Annotated in this window: 17 protein-coding genes; 4 read left to right on the plus strand and 13 right to left on the minus strand. The window is 69.1% G+C overall.

The features are described from left to right. Positions 1-119 precede the first annotated feature (119 nt). From murD to ACPPVW_RS00045, 9 genes are all read right to left on the minus strand, one after another. Positions 120-1,547, minus strand: coding sequence for a UDP-N-acetylmuramoyl-L-alanine--D-glutamate ligase (gene murD, locus ACPPVW_RS00005; RefSeq protein WP_426624542.1), 1,428 nt, complete (start codon positions 1,545-1,547; stop codon positions 120-122). Then, entirely contained in the window at positions 1,544-2,656 is a 1,113-nt protein-coding gene (mraY, locus tag ACPPVW_RS00010) for a phospho-N-acetylmuramoyl-pentapeptide-transferase (protein WP_426624390.1), read from the minus strand. The genes murD and mraY overlap by 4 nt, the downstream gene beginning before the upstream one ends. Continuing rightward, complete coding sequence (locus tag ACPPVW_RS00015; protein ID WP_426624391.1) at positions 2,653-4,086, minus strand: UDP-N-acetylmuramoyl-tripeptide--D-alanyl-D-alanine ligase; 1,434 nt, start codon at positions 4,084-4,086, stop codon at positions 2,653-2,655. Before ACPPVW_RS00015 ends, mraY begins: the two co-directional genes overlap by 4 nt. Continuing rightward, positions 4,086-5,630 carry a Mur ligase family protein gene (locus tag ACPPVW_RS00020; protein WP_426624392.1) on the minus strand — a complete coding sequence of 515 codons (1,545 nt, stop codon included), beginning with the start codon at positions 5,628-5,630 and terminating at the stop codon, positions 4,086-4,088. Before ACPPVW_RS00020 ends, ACPPVW_RS00015 begins: the two co-directional genes overlap by 1 nt. Before the next feature lie 43 nt (positions 5,631-5,673). Continuing rightward, positions 5,674-7,416 (minus strand): peptidoglycan D,D-transpeptidase FtsI family protein, encoded by a 1,743-nt coding sequence (locus tag ACPPVW_RS00025; protein ID WP_426624393.1) that lies wholly within the window; start codon positions 7,414-7,416, stop codon positions 5,674-5,676. 40 nt (positions 7,417-7,456) lie between these two features. Then, positions 7,457-8,173: a hypothetical protein gene (locus ACPPVW_RS00030; RefSeq protein ID WP_426624394.1), complete on the minus strand. Its 717-nt coding sequence runs from the start codon at positions 8,171-8,173 to the stop codon at positions 7,457-7,459. Then, positions 8,170-9,120: a 16S rRNA (cytosine(1402)-N(4))-methyltransferase RsmH gene (gene rsmH, locus ACPPVW_RS00035; protein ID WP_426626337.1), complete on the minus strand. Its 951-nt coding sequence runs from the start codon at positions 9,118-9,120 to the stop codon at positions 8,170-8,172. The genes ACPPVW_RS00030 and rsmH overlap by 4 nt, the downstream gene beginning before the upstream one ends. A 106-nt stretch (positions 9,121-9,226) precedes the next feature. Next, entirely contained in the window at positions 9,227-9,658 is a 432-nt protein-coding gene (gene mraZ, locus ACPPVW_RS00040) for a division/cell wall cluster transcriptional repressor MraZ (RefSeq protein ID WP_426624395.1), read from the minus strand. 244 nt (positions 9,659-9,902) lie between these two features. Further along, on the minus strand, positions 9,903-10,280 hold the full coding sequence (locus tag ACPPVW_RS00045) for a DUF3040 domain-containing protein (RefSeq protein WP_426624396.1): 378 nt from the start codon (positions 10,278-10,280) through the stop codon (positions 9,903-9,905). 78 nt (positions 10,281-10,358) lie between these two features. Between ACPPVW_RS00045 and ACPPVW_RS00050 the strand changes: the two genes are divergently transcribed. Next, on the plus strand, positions 10,359-11,477 hold the full coding sequence (locus tag ACPPVW_RS00050; protein WP_426624397.1) for a polyprenyl synthetase family protein: 1,119 nt from the start codon (positions 10,359-10,361) through the stop codon (positions 11,475-11,477). Positions 11,478-11,507: 30 nt separating this feature from the next. Here the strand turns inward: ACPPVW_RS00050 and ACPPVW_RS00055 are convergent, their stop codons facing one another. Continuing rightward, positions 11,508-11,849, minus strand: a complete 342-nt coding sequence (locus ACPPVW_RS00055; RefSeq protein WP_426624398.1) for an Rv2175c family DNA-binding protein — start codon at positions 11,847-11,849, stop codon at positions 11,508-11,510. A gap of 209 nt (positions 11,850-12,058) precedes the next feature. Between ACPPVW_RS00055 and ACPPVW_RS00060 the strand changes: the two genes are divergently transcribed. After that, on the plus strand, positions 12,059-13,135 hold the full coding sequence (locus tag ACPPVW_RS00060) for a LysM peptidoglycan-binding domain-containing protein (RefSeq protein WP_426626338.1): 1,077 nt from the start codon (positions 12,059-12,061) through the stop codon (positions 13,133-13,135). Positions 13,136-13,220: 85 nt separating this feature from the next. Beyond that, positions 13,221-15,125, plus strand: a complete 1,905-nt coding sequence (gene pknB / locus ACPPVW_RS00065) for a Stk1 family PASTA domain-containing Ser/Thr kinase (protein ID WP_426624399.1) — start codon at positions 13,221-13,223, stop codon at positions 15,123-15,125. A gap of 71 nt (positions 15,126-15,196) precedes the next feature. Here pknB and ACPPVW_RS00070 read toward each other — a convergent pair whose 3' ends face one another. The 3 genes from ACPPVW_RS00070 to ACPPVW_RS00080 form a co-directional block, all read right to left on the minus strand. Beyond that, positions 15,197-16,525: a class II 3-deoxy-7-phosphoheptulonate synthase gene (locus tag ACPPVW_RS00070; protein WP_426626339.1), complete on the minus strand. Its 1,329-nt coding sequence runs from the start codon at positions 16,523-16,525 to the stop codon at positions 15,197-15,199. 136 nt (positions 16,526-16,661) lie between these two features. Next, positions 16,662-17,348, minus strand: coding sequence for a lysophospholipid acyltransferase family protein (locus ACPPVW_RS00075; RefSeq protein WP_426624400.1), 687 nt, complete (start codon positions 17,346-17,348; stop codon positions 16,662-16,664). A gap of 79 nt (positions 17,349-17,427) precedes the next feature. Continuing rightward, a complete protein-coding gene (locus ACPPVW_RS00080) occupies positions 17,428-18,375 on the minus strand; it encodes an ROK family glucokinase (RefSeq protein WP_426624401.1) in 948 nt (315 codons plus the stop codon). A 158-nt stretch (positions 18,376-18,533) separates the two neighbouring features. Here ACPPVW_RS00080 and ACPPVW_RS00085 point away from each other — a divergent pair, with 158 nt between their 5' ends. Then, positions 18,534-20,363, plus strand: a complete 1,830-nt coding sequence (locus ACPPVW_RS00085; protein WP_426624402.1) for an AMP-dependent synthetase/ligase — start codon at positions 18,534-18,536, stop codon at positions 20,361-20,363. Positions 20,364-20,994 lie beyond the last annotated feature (631 nt).

Below are 20,994 nucleotides of genomic sequence, written 5' to 3' on the forward strand. Positions count from 1 at the left end.
CGACGGTCGTCGCACTTCGCGAGGAACTGGCGAACCGCTATGGCGACGCGATGCGGCTGGTGCTGCGCAACGGCTCGTTCTTGGTAGACGGCGTGGGCCTCGGCGCGACCCCGCGGCCGTCATCGGCGAGCGCGTGGATGCGCTGCCGCCGTGCGCGGGAGGCTGACGGCTGCGAGTCCCTGCGTTAGGCTCCGGGAAACAGGTTCGTCCTGGTGCTGGGGGAGGTCGCCATGAGCGCGCACATGCAGGAGTTCGACCGGGTCATCCGCCGCAAGGCGCGGTCCCGCTTGCTGATCGTGGCTGCCGTGATCGCGGGTGTCTCTGCGTGGGCGGTGCTGCCGTTCGGCATCGTGCAGCTCACCCGCGGCGACGCGGCAGGCTGGGCGCTCGTCAGCACGCAGCGACGCGTCCGCCGCGTGCGGGTTGGTGGCCTTGGAGTCGTCCACCCAGTTGACGCCCGCCTCCACGCGCACCAGCTCGATGCGGTGGGCATCGAGCCGGAACGCCGTGAGCACATCGCGGATGACCTGCGGCTCGACCCCGTAGGAGCGCGCGAGCGCGCTGGCGGCGAGGATGTTCGCCACGACGTGCGGCGCGGCCAATCCGGCCTCCGCCAGCTCGTCGAGCGTGGTGAGCTCGATGGCGCTGTTGCGCCGGTCTTCGAGGAAGGCGCGGTCGCACAGGATGCCGTCGACGATGCCGAAGTCGCTCAGACCAGGCACGTCGAGGCCGAAGCCGATGGCGCGGGCGCCCTCGACGACCTCCGCCTCCTCGACCATGCGCAGCGTCGTGAGATCCGCGCGGTTGTAGACGCACGCGACCTGGGCGTTGTCGTAGACCTTCGCCTTCGCGGCGACGTAGGCCTCGAGGGAGCCGTGCCAGTCGAGGTGGTCGTCCGCGATGTTCAGGCAGGCCGCGGAATGCGGCGAGAGCTCGCCGCCGCGATTGCGGTTCACCCAGTGCAGCTGGTAGCTGGACAACTCGACGACGAGCACGTCGAAGCCCTGCGGGTCGCGGATGGCGTCGAGCACCGGCACGCCGATGTTGCCGCACGGGGCGACACGGGAGCCTCCGGCGAGCAGCATCGTGGCCGTCAGCTGCACCGTGGTCGTCTTGCCGTTGGTGCCCGTGACGCAGATCCAGTCGGCCGGGCTGCCGTCCGGCCCGGTGACCTTGTCGCGCAGGCGCCAGGCGAGTTCGATGTCGCCCCAGACCGCGACACCCTCCCGCTCGGCCCAGAGCAGGAGCGGGTGATCCCAGTGGAATCCCGGAGAGACGACAACGAGCTCGGGTGCGAACTCGATCAGCCGCGCGGGAGGCGCGCTCAGGTCGGGCTGCTCGAGCAACTCGGCGCCGATGACCTCCAACAGCATCGCGCGCTCGGCGTCGGCGCGCGACGCCACCACGAGGACGTCTGCCCCGAGCTCGGCAAGGGTGTCGGCCACCGAGAAGCCCGTGACGCCGAGACCGAAGACGGCGACCCGCAAGCCGCGCCAGTCGTGATGCCAGCTGGTGAGGGCCGTGAGGCGTTCGCTCGCCGACGTCATGTCGCGAGCCACTCGAGGTAGAACGAGCCGACGCCCGCGGCGACGAGGAGGCCGCCGATGATCCAGAAGCGCACGACGACCGTGATCTCCGCCCAGCCTTTCAACTCGAAATGATGATGGATGGGACTCATCAGGAAGATGCGTCTGCCGTGCGTGAGCTTGAAGTAGGCGCGCTGGACGATCACCGACCCGGCCTCGATGACGAACAGGCCGCCGATGAGGACGAGCAGGAGCTCGGTGCGGCTGAGGATCGCGAGCGCCGCGACCGCGCCACCGAGGGCGAGTGAACCGGTGTCTCCGAGGAAGATCTGCGCCGGCGAGGTGTTCCACCAGAGGAAGCCGACCACCGCTCCGACGATCGCCGTCGCGACGATCGCGAGGTCGAACGGATCGCGCACGTCGTAGCACTTGGCGATGTTCTCGGGGTTCAGGTTGGGGCTGGCGCACGACTGGATGGACTGCCAGAACCCGATGATTATGTAGGCGCCGATCGCCAGGATGCTCGCGCCGGAGGCGAGACCGTCGAGGCCGTCGGTGACGTTTACCCCGTTGGAGGTCGCCGCGACGATGAAGTTGATCCAGATCAAGTAGAGCCCGTAGCCGACCAGGACGCCGATCACCCCGAACTTCGTGATCGAGCCGAAGTCGATGGGCAGGTCGCGGATGAACGAGACGCTCATGGTCGCCGGCGTGTACCCGCGCTCGTCGGGGAACCTGACGGCGAGGAACGCCCACACCGTGGCCACGACCACCTGGCCGGCGACCTTCGCCCAGCCGGTGAGGCCGAGGCTGCGCTCCCTGCGGGTCTTGAGGAAGTCGTCGACGAAGCCTACGACACCCAGACCCACCATCAGGAACAGGACGAGAAGGGCGGAGACGCTGGTCTCATCGCCGGTGAGCAGGAGCGCCGTGAAGTAGCCGAACAGCGTTCCCAGGATGACGACGATGCCGCCCATCGTCGCCGTGCCGCGCTTGGCGTGGTGGCTCTGCGGACCGTCGTCGCGGATGAACTGTCCCCATTGGAGGCGGCGGAAGAGCCGGATGAACAGCGGAGTGAGGAACAGCGTGAACGCCATCGACAGCGCGCCGGAGGTCAGAAGGGCTCTCACGAGAAGAAGTCTCCCAGTCGATCGCCGAGGAACCGTAGCCCCACGGAGTTGGACGACTTGACGAGCACGGTGTCACCGGCGCGCAGCGTCGAGGACAGATGGTCGAACGCCGCGTCCTGGGTCTCGAAGAACAGCGACTCGCCGTCCCACGATCCCTCGTTGATGGCGGTGATGTGCATGCGGCGGGCGGACGGTCCGACGATCACGAGCTGATCGATCCCGAGACGGACGGCGAGCAGACCGATGCGGTCGTGCTCCTCGCCGGAGAACTCGCCCAGCTCGCTCATCTCGCCGAGGACGGCGACGGTCCGCTCCCCCGGCTCGGTGATCTGCGCCAGTGTCTTGATGGCCGCAGCCATGGAGTCGGGGCTCGCGTTGTACGCGTCGTTGATGACGGTGACACCGCGGGCGCCGCCCAGCACCTCCATGCGCCAGCGCTCGGCGCGCTGGACCGTCTCGAGCCCAGCGACGATCGTGTCGATGGCGACGCCGAGGGTGTGTGCGGCGGCGGCCGCCGCCAGGGCGTTCATCACGTGGTGCTCGCCGAGGACCCGGAACTGCACCGGGCGGGACTCGCCTGCGCCCTCTCCCCCGTCGGCCGGCGGCAGATGCAGCGTGAACGCCGTGCCGCGGGCCGTCGACCGGACGTCGGTCGCGCGGACGGCCGCGCGGTCGTCGAGACCGAACCACAGCACGCGCGCTGCGGTCTTGTCTGCCATCGAGGCGACGCGCGGGTCGTCGAGGTTGAGCACCGCGACGTCGGACTCCAGCAGGTCGCTGACCATCTCGGTCTTGGCCGCGAGCGTCTTCTCGATGCCGCCGAACTCGCCGGCGTGCGCCAGTCCGACCTTGAGGACGATCCCGATGTCGGGACGCGCCATGCGCACCAGGCGGGCGATCTCGCCGATGCCGCTCGCACCCATTTCTGCGACGAGGTATTGCGTCTCCTCGGTGACCTCGAGCATCGTGATGGGGGCGCCGACCTCGTTGTTGAACGACGCTCGAGGGGCGATGGTCGGGCCGAGCTGCTCGAGGATCGCTCGCAGCAGGTTCTTGGTGGTCGTCTTGCCGTTGGAGCCGGTGACGCCGACGATCTTCAGCGTGCCGAGCGCGCGCACCCGCGCGATGACTTCCGTGGCGAGGTCGCCGAGGGCGACCACGGTGTCGGGCACGAGCAGCTGCGGCACCGGGAGGTCCAGCGCGCGGTCCACGACGAGGAGCGACGCACCAGCCTCGACGGCCTGCGGAGCGAAGAGGTGGCCGTCGGTCACCTCTCCCGGCTTGGCGAAGAAGATCGTGCCGGGCACGACCTCCCGCGAGTCGGTGGTCGAGTGGCCGTCGACCACCGTCTCGGGTGTGGCGGTCGTGCCGTCGAGCAGCAGGGTGCCGCGGGTCGCGGCGGCGACCTCGGCGAGGGTGAGGGCGATCACTACAGCCACCCGGCCTCTCGCAGCGCCAGCCGTGCGTCGTCGCGGGCCGAGTACGGGAGGCGCTGGCCGGCGACCTCCTGGTAGTCCTCGTGACCGGGGCCCGCGTACAGCACGACGTCGCCTTCGCCCGCGAGCGCGAGCGCGGCGCGGAACGCGGCACGCGGATCCGCCACCTCGTAGAGCTCGGCGTCGGGCACGGCGGCACGCGCACCATCGAGGAGGGCGGCGCGGATAGCGGCCGGGTCCTCCGAGCGCGAGTGGAAGTCGGTGATGACGACCGCGTCGGCGCCGCGCGCGGCGATCGCGCCCATGTCGGCGCGCTTGGTGGTGTCGCGGTCTCCGTCGGCGCCGAAGACCATGACGATCCGGCCCTCGGCGACCCGGCGCAGCGCGCCGAGGAGCGCCCGGAAAGCGTCGGGCGTGTGCCCGTAGTCGATGAAGACGACCGGCCCCCGCTCGCCCGAGAGCCGCTCGGTGCGGCCGGGCACGTACGCGTCGATGCCGCCGTCGCGATCCAGGGCGGCGCCGATGGCGTCGAGGTCGTAGCCGGACTCCACGAGCATCACGATCGCAAGAGCCGCGTTGGCGGCGTTGTAGGCCCCGAGCAGGGGCACCCGGGTCTCGAGACGCCTCCCGTCGGGGCCGGCCAACTCGAAAACGGTCTCCGCGAGCGTCTCCTCGAGGATCGTGAGCCTCCAGTCGGCATCGACGCCCGGCACGCCGGCGAGCGTTGACACCGGGATGCGCGACTGCTCGACGAGTGCCCGGCCCCACTCGGAGTCGACGGTGACGACCCCGCGGCGTGCGCGGTCGGGCTGAAACAGCTCGAGCTTGGCGGCGAAGTAGTCGTCCATCGCCGGGTAGTCGTCGAGATGGTCGTGGCTGAGGTTGGTGAAGCCGACGACGTCGAACTCGATGCCGTCGACGCGGTGGCGACTCAACGCCTGAGCGGAGACCTCGAGCGCGACGGCGCGGACGCCCTCTTCGCGCATGCGCGCCAGCAGGGCGTGCAGCTCGCTGGCCTCCGGCGTGGTGAGCTTACTCGTGATCGCGTGCTCGCCGATGCGGCGCTCTGCCGTGGACGACAGCCCGGCGACGACGCCGAGCTGGCCGAGGATCGCGTAGAGCAGGTAGACGACGCTGGTCTTGCCGTTCGTGCCGGTGACGCCGAACAGGGTCGCCGCGTTCTCGTCGGTGCGGTAGATCCAGGCGGCGACGGCGCCGAGGGCAGCGCGCGGTTCGGGCGTGACGATGACCGGGAGGCCGGAGTCGGCGGCGAACTGTGCACCGGCCTCGTCCGTGAGGACCGCGACGGCCCCCGCCTCGGCCGCGGCTGCGGCGAAGCTCGCGCCGTGCGCGTTCTTGCCCGGCACCCCGACGTAGAGGTCGCCAGGCTCGACCGCCGAGCTCGCGAGGGCGGCGCCGGTGACCTCGACGGCGTCGAGATCACCTCGCACGTCCAGCCCGAACTCCGCGACCAGCTGGGCGAGCGGGCGGGCGACGGGATGCTCGGGGCGCAAAGAGGAGGGCGCCGGTCCTGTCACGGGGCTCACTTTCAATAGACGGGCATTGCTTCGAAGACCGTGTTTAGTAATACGGCGGGTAGTCGGCCGGGCTCGACGTCGAGGGCTTCACCCGGTAGGTCTTCAGCACCTGGCTCATGATCGTGTGGAACAGCGGAGCGGCGGCTGCCGACGAAGTAATGGTAGTCGGGAACCCGAGGTTGACCGAAACGACGTACTGGGGGTCGTCCACCGGCGCGACACCCATGACGGAGACGTAGAACGACGGCAGATAGCCGCCCTTGCCGTCCGACTGCTGAGCCGTTCCGGTCTTCGCCGCGACGCGGTAGCCGGGGATCTGCAGCTGCTTCGCGAGCTCGCCCTTGGTGGTCACCGACTCCATCATGCTGAGCGTCGTGTGGGCGGCGTCGGCCGAGACGACGCTCACCGGCGTGGGCTTCGGAACGTCGGTCACCGTGCCATCCGCCTGCTTGCATCCCTCGACCAACGTCAACGGGATGCGGGTGCCGCCGTTGGCGAGCGCCTGGTACGCGCTCACCATCTGCAGCTGGGTCGCCGACACGCCCTGGCCGAACATGGTCGCGTACTTGGTCTGGTCGTCCCAGTCCTTGACCGGGTTCAGCTGACCGGAGGACTCGTTGGGATACGGAAGCCCGGTGTGCTCGCCGATCCCGAACTTCTTGAGGTAGTCGTAGCGGGTCTGATCGCTCAGCCGCTGGCCGAGCTGGGACATGCCGGTGTTGGACGACATCATCAGCACGCCGGTCAGAGTGAGCCGCAGCGGGTTGTGGTATCCCGAGTCGTGGAGGTCCGCGCCATTGCCGGACTTCCACGCATAGGGTGCGAGCACCTGGCTGGTGGGGTCCGCCTTGCCCTGGTCGATGAGCATGGCGGCCGTGAGCGCCTTGAACGTCGATCCCGGCTCGCGCGGGTCGGTCAGGGTCTGGAGCCTCCAGAACGACGGATCGGTCGCGTCGATGTTGTTCGGGTCGAGGGCGGGCCACTGCGCGATCGCCTTGACCTTGCCGGTCTTGGCATCCGCCACCGTCACGTAGCCGAACTTCGAGCCGGTCGCGGCCACCTGCTGGGCGAGGGTCTGCTCGGCGAACCACTGGAGGTCGCTGTCGATGGTGAGTTCCAGAGTGCCGCCGTCCTTGGCCTTCTGCTGCACGACCGTGCTGCCGGGGATGGCGACGCCGTCGGCGCCGCGCTGGTAGGTCTCGACGCCGTTCTCGCCCGCGAGGCAGCCGTTCTCGCTGTCCTCCAGACCGCCGTTGCCCGCCTGCGAGACATAGCCGATCAGGTTGCCGGCCACCGCTCCGTTCGGATAGCTGCGCGCCTGGGCCTTGCTGAAGGTGAGCCACGGGTACGGGAGTTTGGCGAGCTTGTCGAAGACGGTCACGTCCATGCCGGACTTGATCAGGACGTACTTCGACTTGGCGTTCTCCTTGAGCGCGTCGTCGAACATCTTCACGACCGCATCGCCGCCCTGACCGGTGATGGCGCCGATCTTCGCCGCGGCCTCCACCATCTTGTCGCGGCCACCCGCGATCGCGTCCGACGGCGAAGCCTGCGCCGTATAGGTGTAGATCGTCGTCGCCAGGACCTTGCCGCTCGCGTCGACGATGTCGCCGCGGTTGCCGTACAGGACCGTCGAGTCCTCCTTGGCGTTCACCGACGCCCGTTGCAGGTCGTCCGCACGGACCACCTGGATGTCGACGAGCTTGCCTCCGAGGATGGCGACGAACGCCGCGCCGGCCACGACGGTCAGCGCCGTCCGCCGCCGCAGCATCTTCCTGTTGAGCATGGAGGGCCCGTCCCGTCCGCTGTCCGTGTCAGTGTCCGTTTCAGTGCGTCACCGGTGTCGGCAACGCTCCCTGCAACGGTACGGACGGCTTCGCGGGAGTCGTGGACGCCGCTCCCGTGCTTGCGGAACTCCCAGCTTGAGTTGTCTGCCTCTGCGCGGCCTGGGCCTGACCGGCCGCACCCGGGCCGGCCGCACCCGGGCCCGCCACCAGCGGGACGCCGTTCAGCTGCGAGTTCGGCACCAGGTTTCCCTGGCCTCCCGTCACGGTGCCGGCGGCCCCGTTCGCCGCGACCGGCGCGCCGAGGACCGCACCGTCGGAGAGCCGCAGGTAGGCGGGGTTGCTGTTGCTGACCATGCCGAGCGCGTTCGCATTGGCCGCCAGGTTCTGCGGCGACGTCAGCCGGTTGAGATCTTCGGAGGCGGCCTGATAGCTGCGCTGCAGCTCCGTCTGCTTGGTCTGCAGGGAGCTCAGCTGGTATGCCCCCTGCGACACGCCGATGCTCAGGAGCAGCTGCGCCACCACGATGACGAGCAGGGCCGATATCGCCGTGATCGCGTAGAGCGTGCGGGGGCGGGCCCTCCGCTGACTGCGGGTGGAGACGACCTCGAGGTGCGTGCGGCGCTCGCGTTCCGGCCGCTGCGGCCGCTCGAGCGCCGGCTCCTCCAGCGTGGTCGCGGTCGCAGCGGTGGACGCCGGGGCGTGCCAGGTCATCGTCGGACGCCGCCGGACGCCCGCCCCCAGATGGTTGCTGCTCACGAGCCCCTCCTCACTCGTTCGGCCGCGCGCAGGCGAACGGGTGTCGCCCTCGGATTTCGGGCCTTCTCGTCGTCGTCGGCCAGTTCCGCTCCGCGGATCAGGAGCTTCAGTTCGGGCCGGTGCTCCGGCAGTTCGACGGGGAGCCCCACAGGTGCGCTGGAGCGCGATCTGGTCTGGAGCTCGCGCTTGACGATGCGGTCCTCCAGCGACTGGTAGGACTCCACGACGATGCGGCCGCCCACCGCCAGCGCGTCGATCGCGGCGGGGATGGCGCGCTCCAGCACCGCCAGCTCCTGGTTCACCTCGATGCGCAGCGCCTGGAACACGCGCTTGGCCGGGTGACCCTGACGCTGCACGGCGACCGGAGTCGCCTTCTGGAGGATCTCCACCAGCTGGCCCGAGCGCACGATCGGCGTCGACTCCCGTTCCTCGACGATGCGCCGCGCGTAGCGCGCGGCCAACTTCTCTTCGCCGTAGTCGCGGAAGATGCGGCGCAGATCGGCCTCGGAGTACGTCGCGAGAACGACCTCGGCCGTCAGCTCGCTCGTGCCGTCCATCCGCATGTCGAGCGGCGCGTCCTTCGAGTAGGAGAAGCCGCGCTCGACGCGGTCGAGCTGCAGCGACGACACGCCGAGGTCGAAGAGCACGCCGTCGATCCAGTCGATGCCGAGCCCGTCGAGGGCGTCGCGGATGCCGTCGTAGACCGTGTGCACCAGGTGGACGCGGTCGCCGAACCGCTCCAGGCGGGCGCCTGCGATGGCGAGGGCCTCCGGATCGCGGTCGAGGCCGACGAGCACCGCGTCGGGGAAGCGCTCCAGGACACCGGCCGAGTGGCCTCCCATGCCGAGCGTGGCGTCGACGAAGACCGCGCCAGGCTTCGCCAGGGCGGGGCCGAGGAGCTCGATGCAGCGTTCCAGCAGTACGGGGGTGTGGATCTCGTCCGTCATGTCCGCACCCGGGAGGATCGGCCCCTGGATCCGGATCCCCATCCATTCCGACCTGCCACCGGGGAAGTGGTGTCAGGGCGTATGGCTGGGAGTCCGGCGCCAGGCGCTAGAACAGTCCCGGGATCACCTCCTCCTCTGTATTCGCGAATGCTGCCTCCTGCTCGGCGAGGTAGGTCTCCCAGCCGCGCGCGTCCCAGATCTCGGCGCGGCTGCCCGCGCCGATCACGACCAGGTCTCTGTCGAGACCCGCATACGACCGCAACGGAGTCGGGATGCTGACCCGGTTCTGCTTGTCGGGCACCTCCGCGCTCGCCCCCGACAGGAAGACGCGCAGATAGTCCCTGGCCTGCTTACTGGTCACCGGCGCCTGCCGGATCTTCTCGTGGAGGGACTCGAACTCCCGCTGCGAGAAGACGTAGATGCAGTGCTCCTGACCGCGGGTCAGGACGAGGCCGGACGCGAGCTCATCCCGGAACTTGGCCGGCAGGATGATGCGCCCCTTCTCGTCCAGTTTCGGGGCATAGGTGCCGAGGAACATCGGTACCACCCCCACTCTCCCGGCCACGGTTGCGGTGTGCCTCCACTTTACTCCACTCTCATCCACAAATTCAGCACCATCGAGATTTTTCCCGGTTTAGGCGCGTTAAACCCCGTCAATACGCGGCAAAACCCAGTGGAGGGAAATGGAGCACACGAGGACGCGGAAGGGGAGCGCTGGGCGCGCGAAAAAGGGCCGATCCGAAGATCGGCCCCACTGAGTTGCTGGTTTCTCGGCGGAGGGTCTAGCCCTGCCCGTCCTGCCGCTTGTCCCAGCGGTCGTTCATACGGTCCATGAAACCGGGCTGCCCGCGTGTCGGCTTGCCCGCCTTGCCGGCTGCGGAATCGGGATCGATCGCGACGCGTTTGCCCGGGGCGATGGCCAGCAGGACGCCGGCGAACATCACCACGAAGCCGAGGATTCCGACGATCGGCAGCTGCACGAAGACGCCGATCACCAGCACGGCGATACCGACGACGGCGAGGAGCACGCCGAGGACGATCGAGCGGTAGGCGGGTCGCGCCCGCTTGCCTCCGACTTTCGCGACGAAATCCGCGTCGTTCTGATAGAGGCTGCGTTCCATCTCTTCGAGGAGGCGCTGCTCATGTTCTGAAAGCGGCATCCGGATCCCCCTCTTTCTTGCGGGTTCTAGGCGTTGTGTGGCCGATTGTAGCCGCACGACTCTGACTAGGCTATACGTGTGTCCGAAAGCATTCGATTCGTCGACCTCATCCAGTCAAGAATCGATGGATTCTTCGATGCCCGTGAATCCATTCTCGTCTCCATCGCCGACGAACTCGCCCCGATCGCGGCTTTTTCGAGGGATTTTCTCAGCGGCGGCAAGCGCTTCCGCGCCCTCTTCTGCTTTTGGGGCTGGCAGGCGGTCCGCACGATGGGAGACGAGTCCGACGACGGCTCGGTGACGGCCGGCGGCCCCCTGGACGCCGTCGTCTCCGTCGCCGCGGCGCTCGAGCTGTTCCATGCCGCCGCTCTGGTGCACGACGACCTCATCGACAACTCCGACACGCGCCGCGGAAAGCCGTCGGCTCACCGGCGCTTCGAGCACCTGCACGAGCAGGAGGGCTGGCAGGGGTCCGGCGCCTCGTTCGGAACGGGCGCCGCGACGCTGCTGGGCGACTACCTCCTCATCCTGAGCGACGAGCTCTTCGATGAAGGCCTCACCCAGACGGTGAGCGCCTCGGCCCGCCGTTCGGCCCGCACGGAGTTCAACCGGATGCGCCTGGACGTCACCGCCGGCCAGTACCTCGACATCTTCGAGGAGATCGGCTGGGCGGGCAGACCCGACGCGGATCAGCTCGCCCGCGCCGAACGCGTGATCGTCTACAAGTCGGCCAAATACTCCATCGAGTCACCCCTCCTGATCGGCGCCGGCCTCGCGGGCGCGACCGTCGGGCAGCTCGATGCCCTCCGCCGGTTCGGACTCCCGCTCGGCATCGCATACCAGCTGCGCGACGACCTCCTCGGCGTCTTCGGCGATGCGGAGGTCACCGGCAAACCGAGCGGCGACGATCTGCGCGAGGGCAAGCGCACGGTCCTGATCGCCCTCACCCGACAGGCCGTGCCTGCCGGGGCACGCGCGACGCTCGACGAACTGCTCGGCGACCCCGACCTGACTCCCCAACAGATAGAGACGCTGCAGATGACCATCCGGGAGTCTGGCGCCGTCGAGAAGGTCGAGAGGATGATCGCCGACAACGTCGAGCGCGCGATCGAGGCCCTCGACGGCGCACAGCTGGGCACGGGTGCCCGTGCGCAGCTCCGCGACCTCGCGGTCACGGTCACGCGACGCTCGTACTGAGGCGGTGCGGACGGCGCCGTCTGAAGGCGGTCAGGCCAGGGCCTGCGCGACCCTCCGCACCTCGGCCTTGCGGCCTGCGCGCAGCGCACCGATCGGCGTAGTGCCGAGACTCTCGTCGTCGGACAGCAGCCAGTCGACGGCCTCCTCGTCGTGGAAGCCGTTATCGGAGAGCACGATGAGCGTGCCGCGGAGTTCGCTGAGGGGCTCGCCGTCGCGAAGGAAGACGGCGGGGACTTTGACGACGCCGTCGATGCGCTTCGCCGCGAGGTGACGGTCCTCGATGAGCCGGCGCACCCGGCTGACACCGAGTCCCAGCTGCTCCACGAGGTCGGGGATGGTGAGCCACTCGGTGGCCAGGACCTGCTCGTTCACAAGAACAAGCCTGCCACGACCGCGCGACGAGCACGAGTCGAAGCGAATGTTACGGTCGTGTTAACTGTTTTCACATCCGCCTCACTGGTTGACTCCTTACTCAAGGTGTGTCAGCGTGGGGGTCGGCTTTGTCACTCACGGAGGGGTCGACCATGTCTGCGATCGAGAGCACGAAGCGTAAGCCGCGGCCACACGGCCGCGCCCACGGCATGCTGGGCACCGTCCCGATCGCCGTGGTCGGCTCCATCGCCGTCACGCTCAACCTGCTCACCCCCGCTCATGCGGCGGCCGACGCCGAACGCGAGCGCGCGCCGGAGAAGAGCGACGCGACGAGTCCTCACGACACCGTCCGCGGTGTCGACACGATCCGAGGATCGCTCGGCCAGGCCGCTGCTTCGACCTCCCCCGCGCAAACCGACGCTGCGGCAGCGCCGGCGACCTACCGCGTGCAGAGCGGCGACACCGTCTCGACGATCGCCGCCCGCTTCGGGCTCTCGACGGCAGCCGTGCTCGCACTCAACGGGCTCAGCTGGAAGAGCCTGATCTTCCCCGGCCAGGTGCTGGCCCTCGGCGGGGCGGCTACACCGGCGCCGGTCCCGGCGCCAGCGCATGCGCCCGCGCCATCTGCGACCACGTACACGGTCGTGCGCGGAGACACGATCAGCGGCATCGCGGCCAAGTTCGGCCTGCGCACGGCGGCCGTCCTCAGCGCCAACGGGCTCAGCAGTTCGAGCGTCATCTACCCCGGTCAGCGCATCGCCATCCCGGGCGTCACCACCGCTGCGGTCAACAGGCCGACGCCGGTCGTCGCCCCGGCCCCCGTCGTCACCGCGCCGGCACCCGCGCCCGCTCCGACCGTCCAGCCGGGACAGGTCGTGGCCCTCACCGACGAGATGCGGGCCAACGCCTCCCTGATCATCCGCATCGGGAGGCAGCAGGGTGTGCCTGCACAGGGCATCGTCGTCGCTCTCGCGGCGGCCGCCCAGGAGTCCGGCCTGCGGAACGTCCGCTACGGCGACCGCGACTCGCTCGGACTGTTCCAGCAGCGGCCGAGCACCGGCTGGGGCACGCCCGACCAGGTGCTCGATCCGACCCGGGCGACGCTCGCGTTCTACGGAGGCGCGAACAACCCCAACAAGGGCCGGACGCGCGGGCTCCTCGACATCCCGAACTGGTCGGCGATGAGCGTCACCCAGGCCGCCCAAACCGTTCAGCTCTCGGCATTCCCCACCGCGTATGCGAAGTGGGAGACCTCGGCGCGCGCATGGCTCGCTCAGCTCGGTTGACCCGAAGGTCACAGCAGGGTCACGGCCCCGCAGCACACCGGTGTTTTGCAGGGTTCACGCACCCGCTGTTCCCTAGACTCGATCCGTGACCACGAGCCAGACCGACCCGATGATCGGACGTCTCATCGACGGCCGCTATCAGGTGCGCTCGCGGATCGCCCGCGGCGGCATGGCCACCGTCTACCTCGCCACCGATCTGCGCCTCGAGCGCCGGGTCGCGATCAAGATCATGCACGGCCACCTCGCCGACGACAACACCTTCAAGAGCCGCTTCGTCCAGGAGGCCCGCTCCGCAGCACGGCTGGCGCACCCCAACGTGGTCAATGTCTTCGACCAGGGCCAGGACTCCGACATGGCATACCTGGTGATGGAGTACCTCCCCGGCATCACGCTGCGCGACCTGCTCAAGGACTACGGCAAGCTCACCCCCGAGCAGACCATCGACATCATGGAGGCCGTGCTCAGCGGCCTCGGGGCCGCCCACAAGGCCGGCATCGTCCACCGTGACCTCAAGCCCGAGAACGTGCTGCTGGCCGACGACGGCCGAATCAAGATCGGCGACTTCGGCCTGGCGCGCGCTGCGAGTGCGAACACTGCGACCGGCCAGGCGCTCCTCGGCACGATCGCCTACCTGTCTCCCGAACTCGTCACCCGCGGTGTGGCCGACGCGCGCAGCGACATCTATGCGCTCGGCATCATGATGTACGAGATGCTCACCGGCACACAGCCGTTCCACGGCGAGCAGCCGATGCAGATCGCTTACCAGCACGCCAACGATCCGGTGCCCGCTCCGAGCAGTGTCAACCCGGCCGTCCCGCCCGAGCTCGACGAGCTCGTGCTCTGGGCCACCGAGAAAGACCCCGACCGGCGGCCCGCCGACGCCCGCGAGATGCTCGACCGTCTGATGGAGGCCGAGAAGTCCATCCGCGGCGACGCGGTGATGCAGCCGACCATGGTGCTGCCCCCGGCGTTCGCCGCGAACGACGGCGACACCCAAATCATCAACCCGGCCATCCGCCAGCAGGTGGCCTCGACGACGCCCACCGCGACGGACACGCTGACCGCGGCCGCCCGTCGCCGGCGCGGCAAGGGCTGGTGGCTGTTCGCGCTCGTGCTGGTGCTCGCGGCGGTCGCTGGAGGCACAGGCTGGTACTTCGGCTCGGGGCCGGGATCGCTGGTGACGGTGCCGAACGTCGTCTCGCAGGCTCCGGCCGCTGCGACCGCCGCGCTCACGGACCTCGGGTTCAAGACGGCCCAGGCGCAGGAGTACAGCGTCACGGTGCCTGCGGGTCACGTGTCGAGCACCGATCCGAAGGCGGGCGCGGCCGCAGCGCGCGGCAGCACCGTCACGCTGCGGATCTCGCAAGGCCCCAAGCCCGTCACGATCCCGGCGCTGGCCGGGCAGAGTCTCGACGCCGCCACGTCGGCGATCACCGGCGTCGGCGCCAAGGTGGGCGACACGGCCAAGCAGTTCGACGGCAAGGTGCCGGCGAACACCGTCATCTCGGCGACGCGCGCCTCCGACGGCAGCGACATCTCCGGGGGCGGCTCGTACTTCGAAGCGGCGGCGGTGAACCTCGTCGTGTCCGTCGGGCCCGTCCCCGACGTCGCCGGCATGTCGGTGAGCTCGGCCACGGCGGCGCTACAGAAGGTCGGCCTCGAGGCCACCGCCGGCCCGCAGAGCTACAGCGACACGGTGGGCAAGGGCGACGTCATCTCGGCGCAGCCTCAGCACGATGGTCCGGTGCGCCCGGGCGACACGCTGGCATTCGAGACGTCCAAGGGCCCGGAGCCGGTTCCGGTGCCCGACGTCGTCGGGCAGACGTGGGACAAGGCGAAGAAGGCGCTGCAGGACGCCGGTTTCCAACTCAAGTACAGTGCGGCGGCGGATCTGCTCCCCGGAGCCTTCGTGGTCTCCAAAGTGTCTCCGGCCGCCGGCACGCAGGCGCCCAAGGGCTCCACGGTCACGGTCAACTTCGCCGGCTTCTAGCCGCTTCTAGCCGCTCCTGCCCGCGCCCGCCACCCACGCAGTGCCCCTCGGTCGCCGTCTTGGGGAGGGCGTCAGCCCTGGCTGAGCTCCTCGGCCACGAGGAAGGCGAGCTCCAGCGACTGCATGTGGTTCAGGCGCGGGTCGCACAGTGACTCGTAGCGGGTCGCCAGGGTCTCCTCGTCGATGTGCTCGGAGCCGCCCAGGCACTCGGTGACGTCGTCGCCCGTGAGCTCCACATGGATGCCGCCGGGGTTCGTGCCCGCCGCGCGGTGCGCCTCGAAGAACCCCTGCACCTCGTCCACAACGTCGTCGAACCGGCGGGTCTTGTAGCCGTTCGGCGTGGTGAGGCCGTTGCCGTGCATCGGGTCGGTCACCCAGAGCGGGTTCGCGTCCGACCGCTTGACGGCCTCCAGCAGCGGAGGAAGCGCGTCGCGGATCTTGCCGGCGCCCATGCGAGTGATGAAGGTCAGCCGGCCGGGCTCGCGCTCCGCATCGAGCGCGTCGATGAGCCGGCGCATGTCGTCGGCCGTCGTCGTCGGGCCGAGCTTGACACCGATCGGGTTGCGGACGCGCGACAGGAAGTCGACGTGCGCGCCTCCGAGGTCGCGCGTGCGCTCGCCGATCCAGACGAAGTGCGCCGATGTGTTGTACGGCGTGCCGGTGCGCGAGTCGATGCGCGTCATCGGGCGCTCGTAGTCCATGAGCAGCGCCTCGTGGCTGGAGTAGAACTCCACGCGGGTGAGCTCGTCGAAGTCGGCCCCCGCGGCCTCCATGAACTTGATGGCACGGTCGATCTCGCGGGCGAGACCTTCGTAGCGCTGGTTGGCCGGGTTGGCCGCGAAGCCCCTGTTCCAGCTGTGCACCTCGCGCAGGTCGGCGAAGCCGCCCTGTGTGAACGCGCGGATGAGATTCAGGGTGGAGGCCGCCGTGTGGTAGCCCTGGACGAGCCGGCGCGGGTCCGCGGCGCGCGACTCCGGCGTGAAGTCGTAGCCGTTGACGATATCGCCGCGGTAGGCAGGCAGCGTCACGTCGCCGCGCGTCTCGGTGTCGCTGGACCGCGGCTTGGCGAACTGCCCCGCCATGCGGCCCATCTTGATGACCGGCACCGACGCGCCGTAGGTGAGCACGACCGCCATCTGCAGGATCGTCTTGACGCGATTGCGGATCTGATCGGCGGTCGCTCCGGCGAAGGTCTCGGCGCAGTCGCCGCCCTGCAGCAGGAACGCGTCGCCCTGCGCGGCGCGCGCGAGCCGCGAGCGCAGCTGGTCCACCTCCCCGGCGAACACGAGCGGAGGCAGCGTCGCGATCTCGGCCGAGGCGGCGGCAGCAGCCTCCGGGTCCGGCCAGGTCGGCTGTTGCTTGATCGGGAGCGTGCGCCAATAGTCCAGGCCCTGAATCACGGAGTCGTCAGCTTTCACGACGGGATCTGTGGTCTGCAGCACTGTTCTGTTCCGCTCGGTCGGGTGGAAATGGGATAACCGAGCCTATCGCGCCAAACGGAGGCGTATGCGGCTCGCGAGCGTATTGTGACGCCGGCTACGCGAGGGCCGCTCGCTTCTCCTTCACGGTGCTCGCGTACACGTCCACGTACTCCTGCGCGCCGAGTGCGTGGAGCGAGTACATGATCTCGTCGGTGACCGACCGCAGGATGAAGCGGTCGCCCTCCATGCCCTCGAACCGCGAGAAGTCGAGCGGCTCCCCGATGATGATGCCGATGCGGCCGATACGCGGCAGGCGCTTGCCGATGGGCATGATCTCGGCGGTGTCGACCATCGCGACGGGGACGACGGGGACGCCGGCCTCCAGGATCATTCGGGCCACACCGGTGCGGCCCCGGTAGAGCTTGCCGTCGGGGCTGCGGGTCCCCTCGGGATAGATCCCCAGGATCTCCCCCCGCGCCAGCAGGGCGAGGCCGGTGTTGAGCGAGGCTTCGGAGGCCTTGCCCCCCGACCGGTCGATCGGGAGCTGCCCCGTGGCGTTCATGAACGCTTTGGTCGCCCAGCCCTTCAGCCCGCGGCGGGTGAAGTAGTCGCTCTTGGCCAGGAACGACACGCGACGGTCCACGACGATCGGCAGGAAGACCGAGTCGATGAACGACAAGTGGTTGCTGGCGAGGATGACCGCGCCCTCTGCGGGCACGTTCTCGAGACCCACCACCCAGGGACGGAAGATGCCGCGCAGCAGCGGCCCCGCGATCAGGTTCTTCATCAGCCAGTAGAACATCGAACGAAAGCCTAGTGCCCTGCGCGTCGAGACGGGAGGTGCGGCTCGGCAGTGCTGTGCGTATCGGTCGTTCCGGGGCTCAGAGCGAGGCGTGGAGGCGGGCGAGGTCGGCCGCGCCGACCACACCGGCGTCGTTCACCAGCTCCGCAATCTTGAACTCCGGCTCCGGGTGGAAGCCGCGCGCGGGCAGGTTCTCGAGGTAGGCCAGCCGGATCGGCTCCAGGAGCAGCTCCCCCGCCTGTGCAACGCCGCCGCCGAAGACGAACAGCTGCGGGTCGAGGATGGCGGCCAGGCTCGCGCAGGCCTGTCCGAGCCAATCGCCCAGCTGACGGAGGGCGGCGATCGCCCCGGGGTCGCCCGCCAGGATGAGTTCGGAGATGTCCGCGCCGCTCAGCGAGCCCGTGCGGCTGCGTGCGTCGGCGAGCGCCTGGCCGATGCCGCCGGCGTCGGCCAGCTCGTTCGCCATGCGCTGCAGCGCGCGACCCGAGCCGTACTGCTCGATGCACCCGTGCGCGCCGCAGCCGCAAGGCAGGCCTCCGGGGACGACGCGCATGTGGCCGATCTCGGCGCCGGCGCCGAAGCCGCCGCGCAACAGCCGGTCGTTGCTCACGATGGCGCCGCCGACGCCGGTGCCGATGGTGAGGATCACCATGTCGCTGACCAGGCGCCCTGCACCGTAGCGGAACTCGGCCCAGCCGGCCGCGTTCGCGTCGTTCTCGATGAGCACGGGGAGGTCGATTCGCTTCTCGAGCTTCTCGCGGAAGGGCTCGTTCCTCCAGTTGATGTTGGGGGCGTAGTAGACGGTCGACTGCGCAGCGTCGATGAAGCCGGCCGCGGCCGCGCCGACGCCCGCGATCTCCTCCGGTCCGTCGGAGAGGCGTTCGATCATCGCGACGACGGCGTTCTCGATCTCCGTCGGACGACTCGCGTCGGTGGGCACACGGTCTTCGCGGACGATGGTGCCGAACTCGTCGACGACGGCGCCTGCGATCTTGGTCCCGCCGATGTCGATTCCGATGGCGTGCACGGGCGAGCCCCTTCCGGTAGGCGCGGTCAGGCGGGTGGGAGGCACGGACGAGCCGGTCGGAGGTGACTCTCTGCCGCACCATCTAGAGTGTAATCAACCACTGCGAGCCGAAGCCATTCGGCCCGATTGCCCGCCCGCCCGGTATCGAGGGAGCTACCGTGAACCAGTTCGAAATCCCCGCACTCGTCCCGGCCGACCCGGAGGCGAACGCGACGGACCTGCTCGTCCAGCGCGTGGCTGCCACCCCAGACGCCGCGCTGTTCAGCCGCCCGGACGGCGACGGATGGAGGGATGTGTCGGCCGCGGAATTCCACCGCCAGGTCGTCGCCCTGGCGAAGGGCCTCGTCGCCGCCGGCATCCAGCCGGGAGACAAGATCGGCCTGATGAGCAAGACGCGCTACGAGTGGGCGCTGATCGACTTCGCGACGTGGTTCGCTGGCGCGGTGCTCGTGCCCATCTACGAGACCTCCTCTCCGGCGCAGGTGCAGTGGAACCTGTCCGACTCCGGCGCCGTCGCGGTGATCCTGGAGGACGCGGAGATGTTCTCGAGGTTCGACGAGGTCCACCCCGACCTCCCGTTGATCCAGCGCGTCTGGCAGCTTCACCTCGGCGACCTCGACAAGCTCGCAGCTGCGGGAGCGGACGTGCCGGACGACGAGATCGAGCGCCGCAGGAACCTCGCCCGCGGCGAGGACATCGGCACCCTGATCTACACCTCCGGCTCAACCGGACGCCCCAAGGGCTGCGTGCTCACCCACTCGAACTTCGTCGAGCTGTCGCGCAACTCCGCGGAGGCGCTCGCGGAGGTCGTGTCGCAGCCGGGGGGCGCCTCCACGCTGCTCTTCATCACGACAGCGCACGTTTTCGCGCGGTTCATCGCGGTGCTGTGCGTCACCGCCGGCGTGAAGGTGGGCCACCAGGCAGACACTAGACAGCTGCTCCCCGCGCTCGCCAGCTTCAAGCCCACCTTCCTGCTTGCGGTGCCGCGCGTGTTCGAGAAGGTCTACAACTCCGCAGGGCAGAAGGCCGAGGCCGGCGGACGCGGCAAGATCTTCCGCGCGGCGGTGGAGGTCGCGGTCGAGCACTCGAAGGCGGTGGAGGCCGGGTCGGTGCCGTTCGGGCTCAAGCTCAAGTTCGCGCTGTACGACCGACTGGTGTTCTCCAAGCTGCGCGCTGCAATGGGGGGCCGCGTGAAGTACGCGGTCTCCGGCTCCGCCCCGCTCGGATCGCACCTCGGCCACTTCTTCCACAGCCTCGGCATCAAGATCCTGGAGGGCTACGGCCTCACCGAGACCACCGCACCCGCGACCGTCAACCGCCCCGACATGTTCAAGATCGGAACGGTCGGCCCGGTCCTTCCCGGAGTGGCCGTGCGCCTCGTCGACGACGGCGAGATCGAGGTCAAGGGCATCAACGTCTTCAAGGAGTACTGGAAGAACCCGGAGGCGACGGCCGCCGCATTCGACGACGGCTGGTTCCGCACCGGCGACCTGGGCACGCTGGACGACGACGGCTACCTGACGATCACCGGCCGCAAGAAGGAGATCATCGTCACCGCGGGCGGCAAGAACGTCTCCCCCGCCGCGCTCGAGGACCCGATCCGCGCCAACCCGCTGGTCAGCCAGGTGATCGTCGTCGGCGACCAGAAGCCGTTCATCGCCGCGCTCGTCACGCTGGACACCGAGATGCTGCCGACGTGGCTCGCGAACAACGGCGAAGACAAAGACATGACCCTCGCCGAGGCCTCCGTCAACCCGGCCGTGAACGCCGAGATCGAGCGCGCGATCGACGCGGCCAACAAGGGCGTCTCCCGCGCGGAGAGCATCCGCAAGTTCGTCATCCTGGCCACCGAGCTCACGGAGGCCAGCGGCCACCTGACACCCAAGCTGAGCATCAAGCGCAACGTGATCCTCGCCGACTTCGCCGACGTGATCGACGGCGTCTACAGCGGCAACCCGAGCACGCAGGGGATCTCGCTGGCGCATTAGCGGCTCCCCACCGACGATTTGCGCCGAATGTCGCGCATTGCTGCGCCAGAAGCAACATTCGGGGCAAAACGCTTGAGGCGTTCGACGAACGCCGCACGATCGTGGAAGAGATCGCGTGCAGTGACCCTGACGACGCGCCAGCCGGCCGCCTCCATCGACTCGTGGCGCTCGATGTCCGCGTGCCACTGCCGTTGATCCAGTCGGTGCCCGTCGCCCCTCGTACTCGAAGGCCAAGCGTCTGCTGGGATCGCAGAGGTCTGGATGCAGCACCAGCCGACCCTCTTTTACCTCGATGGGCCGGTTGACCTCGAGGCCGAGGTAGCCGAGATCCTCGAGGAGCAGCCGCAGAAGGCTCTCCGGACGTGAATCGCTCCCGAACCGGATGCGTTGCAGCGCCCACGAACGTGCGCGGGCCCCTTTCGTGCGAGACAGCACTTCGGAGGCTTCGACCAACTCGGGGAGGGTCGCCAGCGCCTTCCGTTTGCGTGCACCCACCAGATGGTCGCCTGCGGCCACGAGGTCCTCACGATCGAGCAGACCCGACAGCTGGCACCACACCTGCGCGGGCGCACAGACGGGGAGCCCCTCGGCCATAGTGCCCGACACTGTTCCGAGACTGTGTCCGCGTACG

The sequence above is a fragment of the Leifsonia sp. McL0607 genome (assembly GCF_049993355.1).
Taxonomy (GTDB): Bacteria; Actinomycetota; Actinomycetes; order Actinomycetales; family Microbacteriaceae; genus Leifsonia.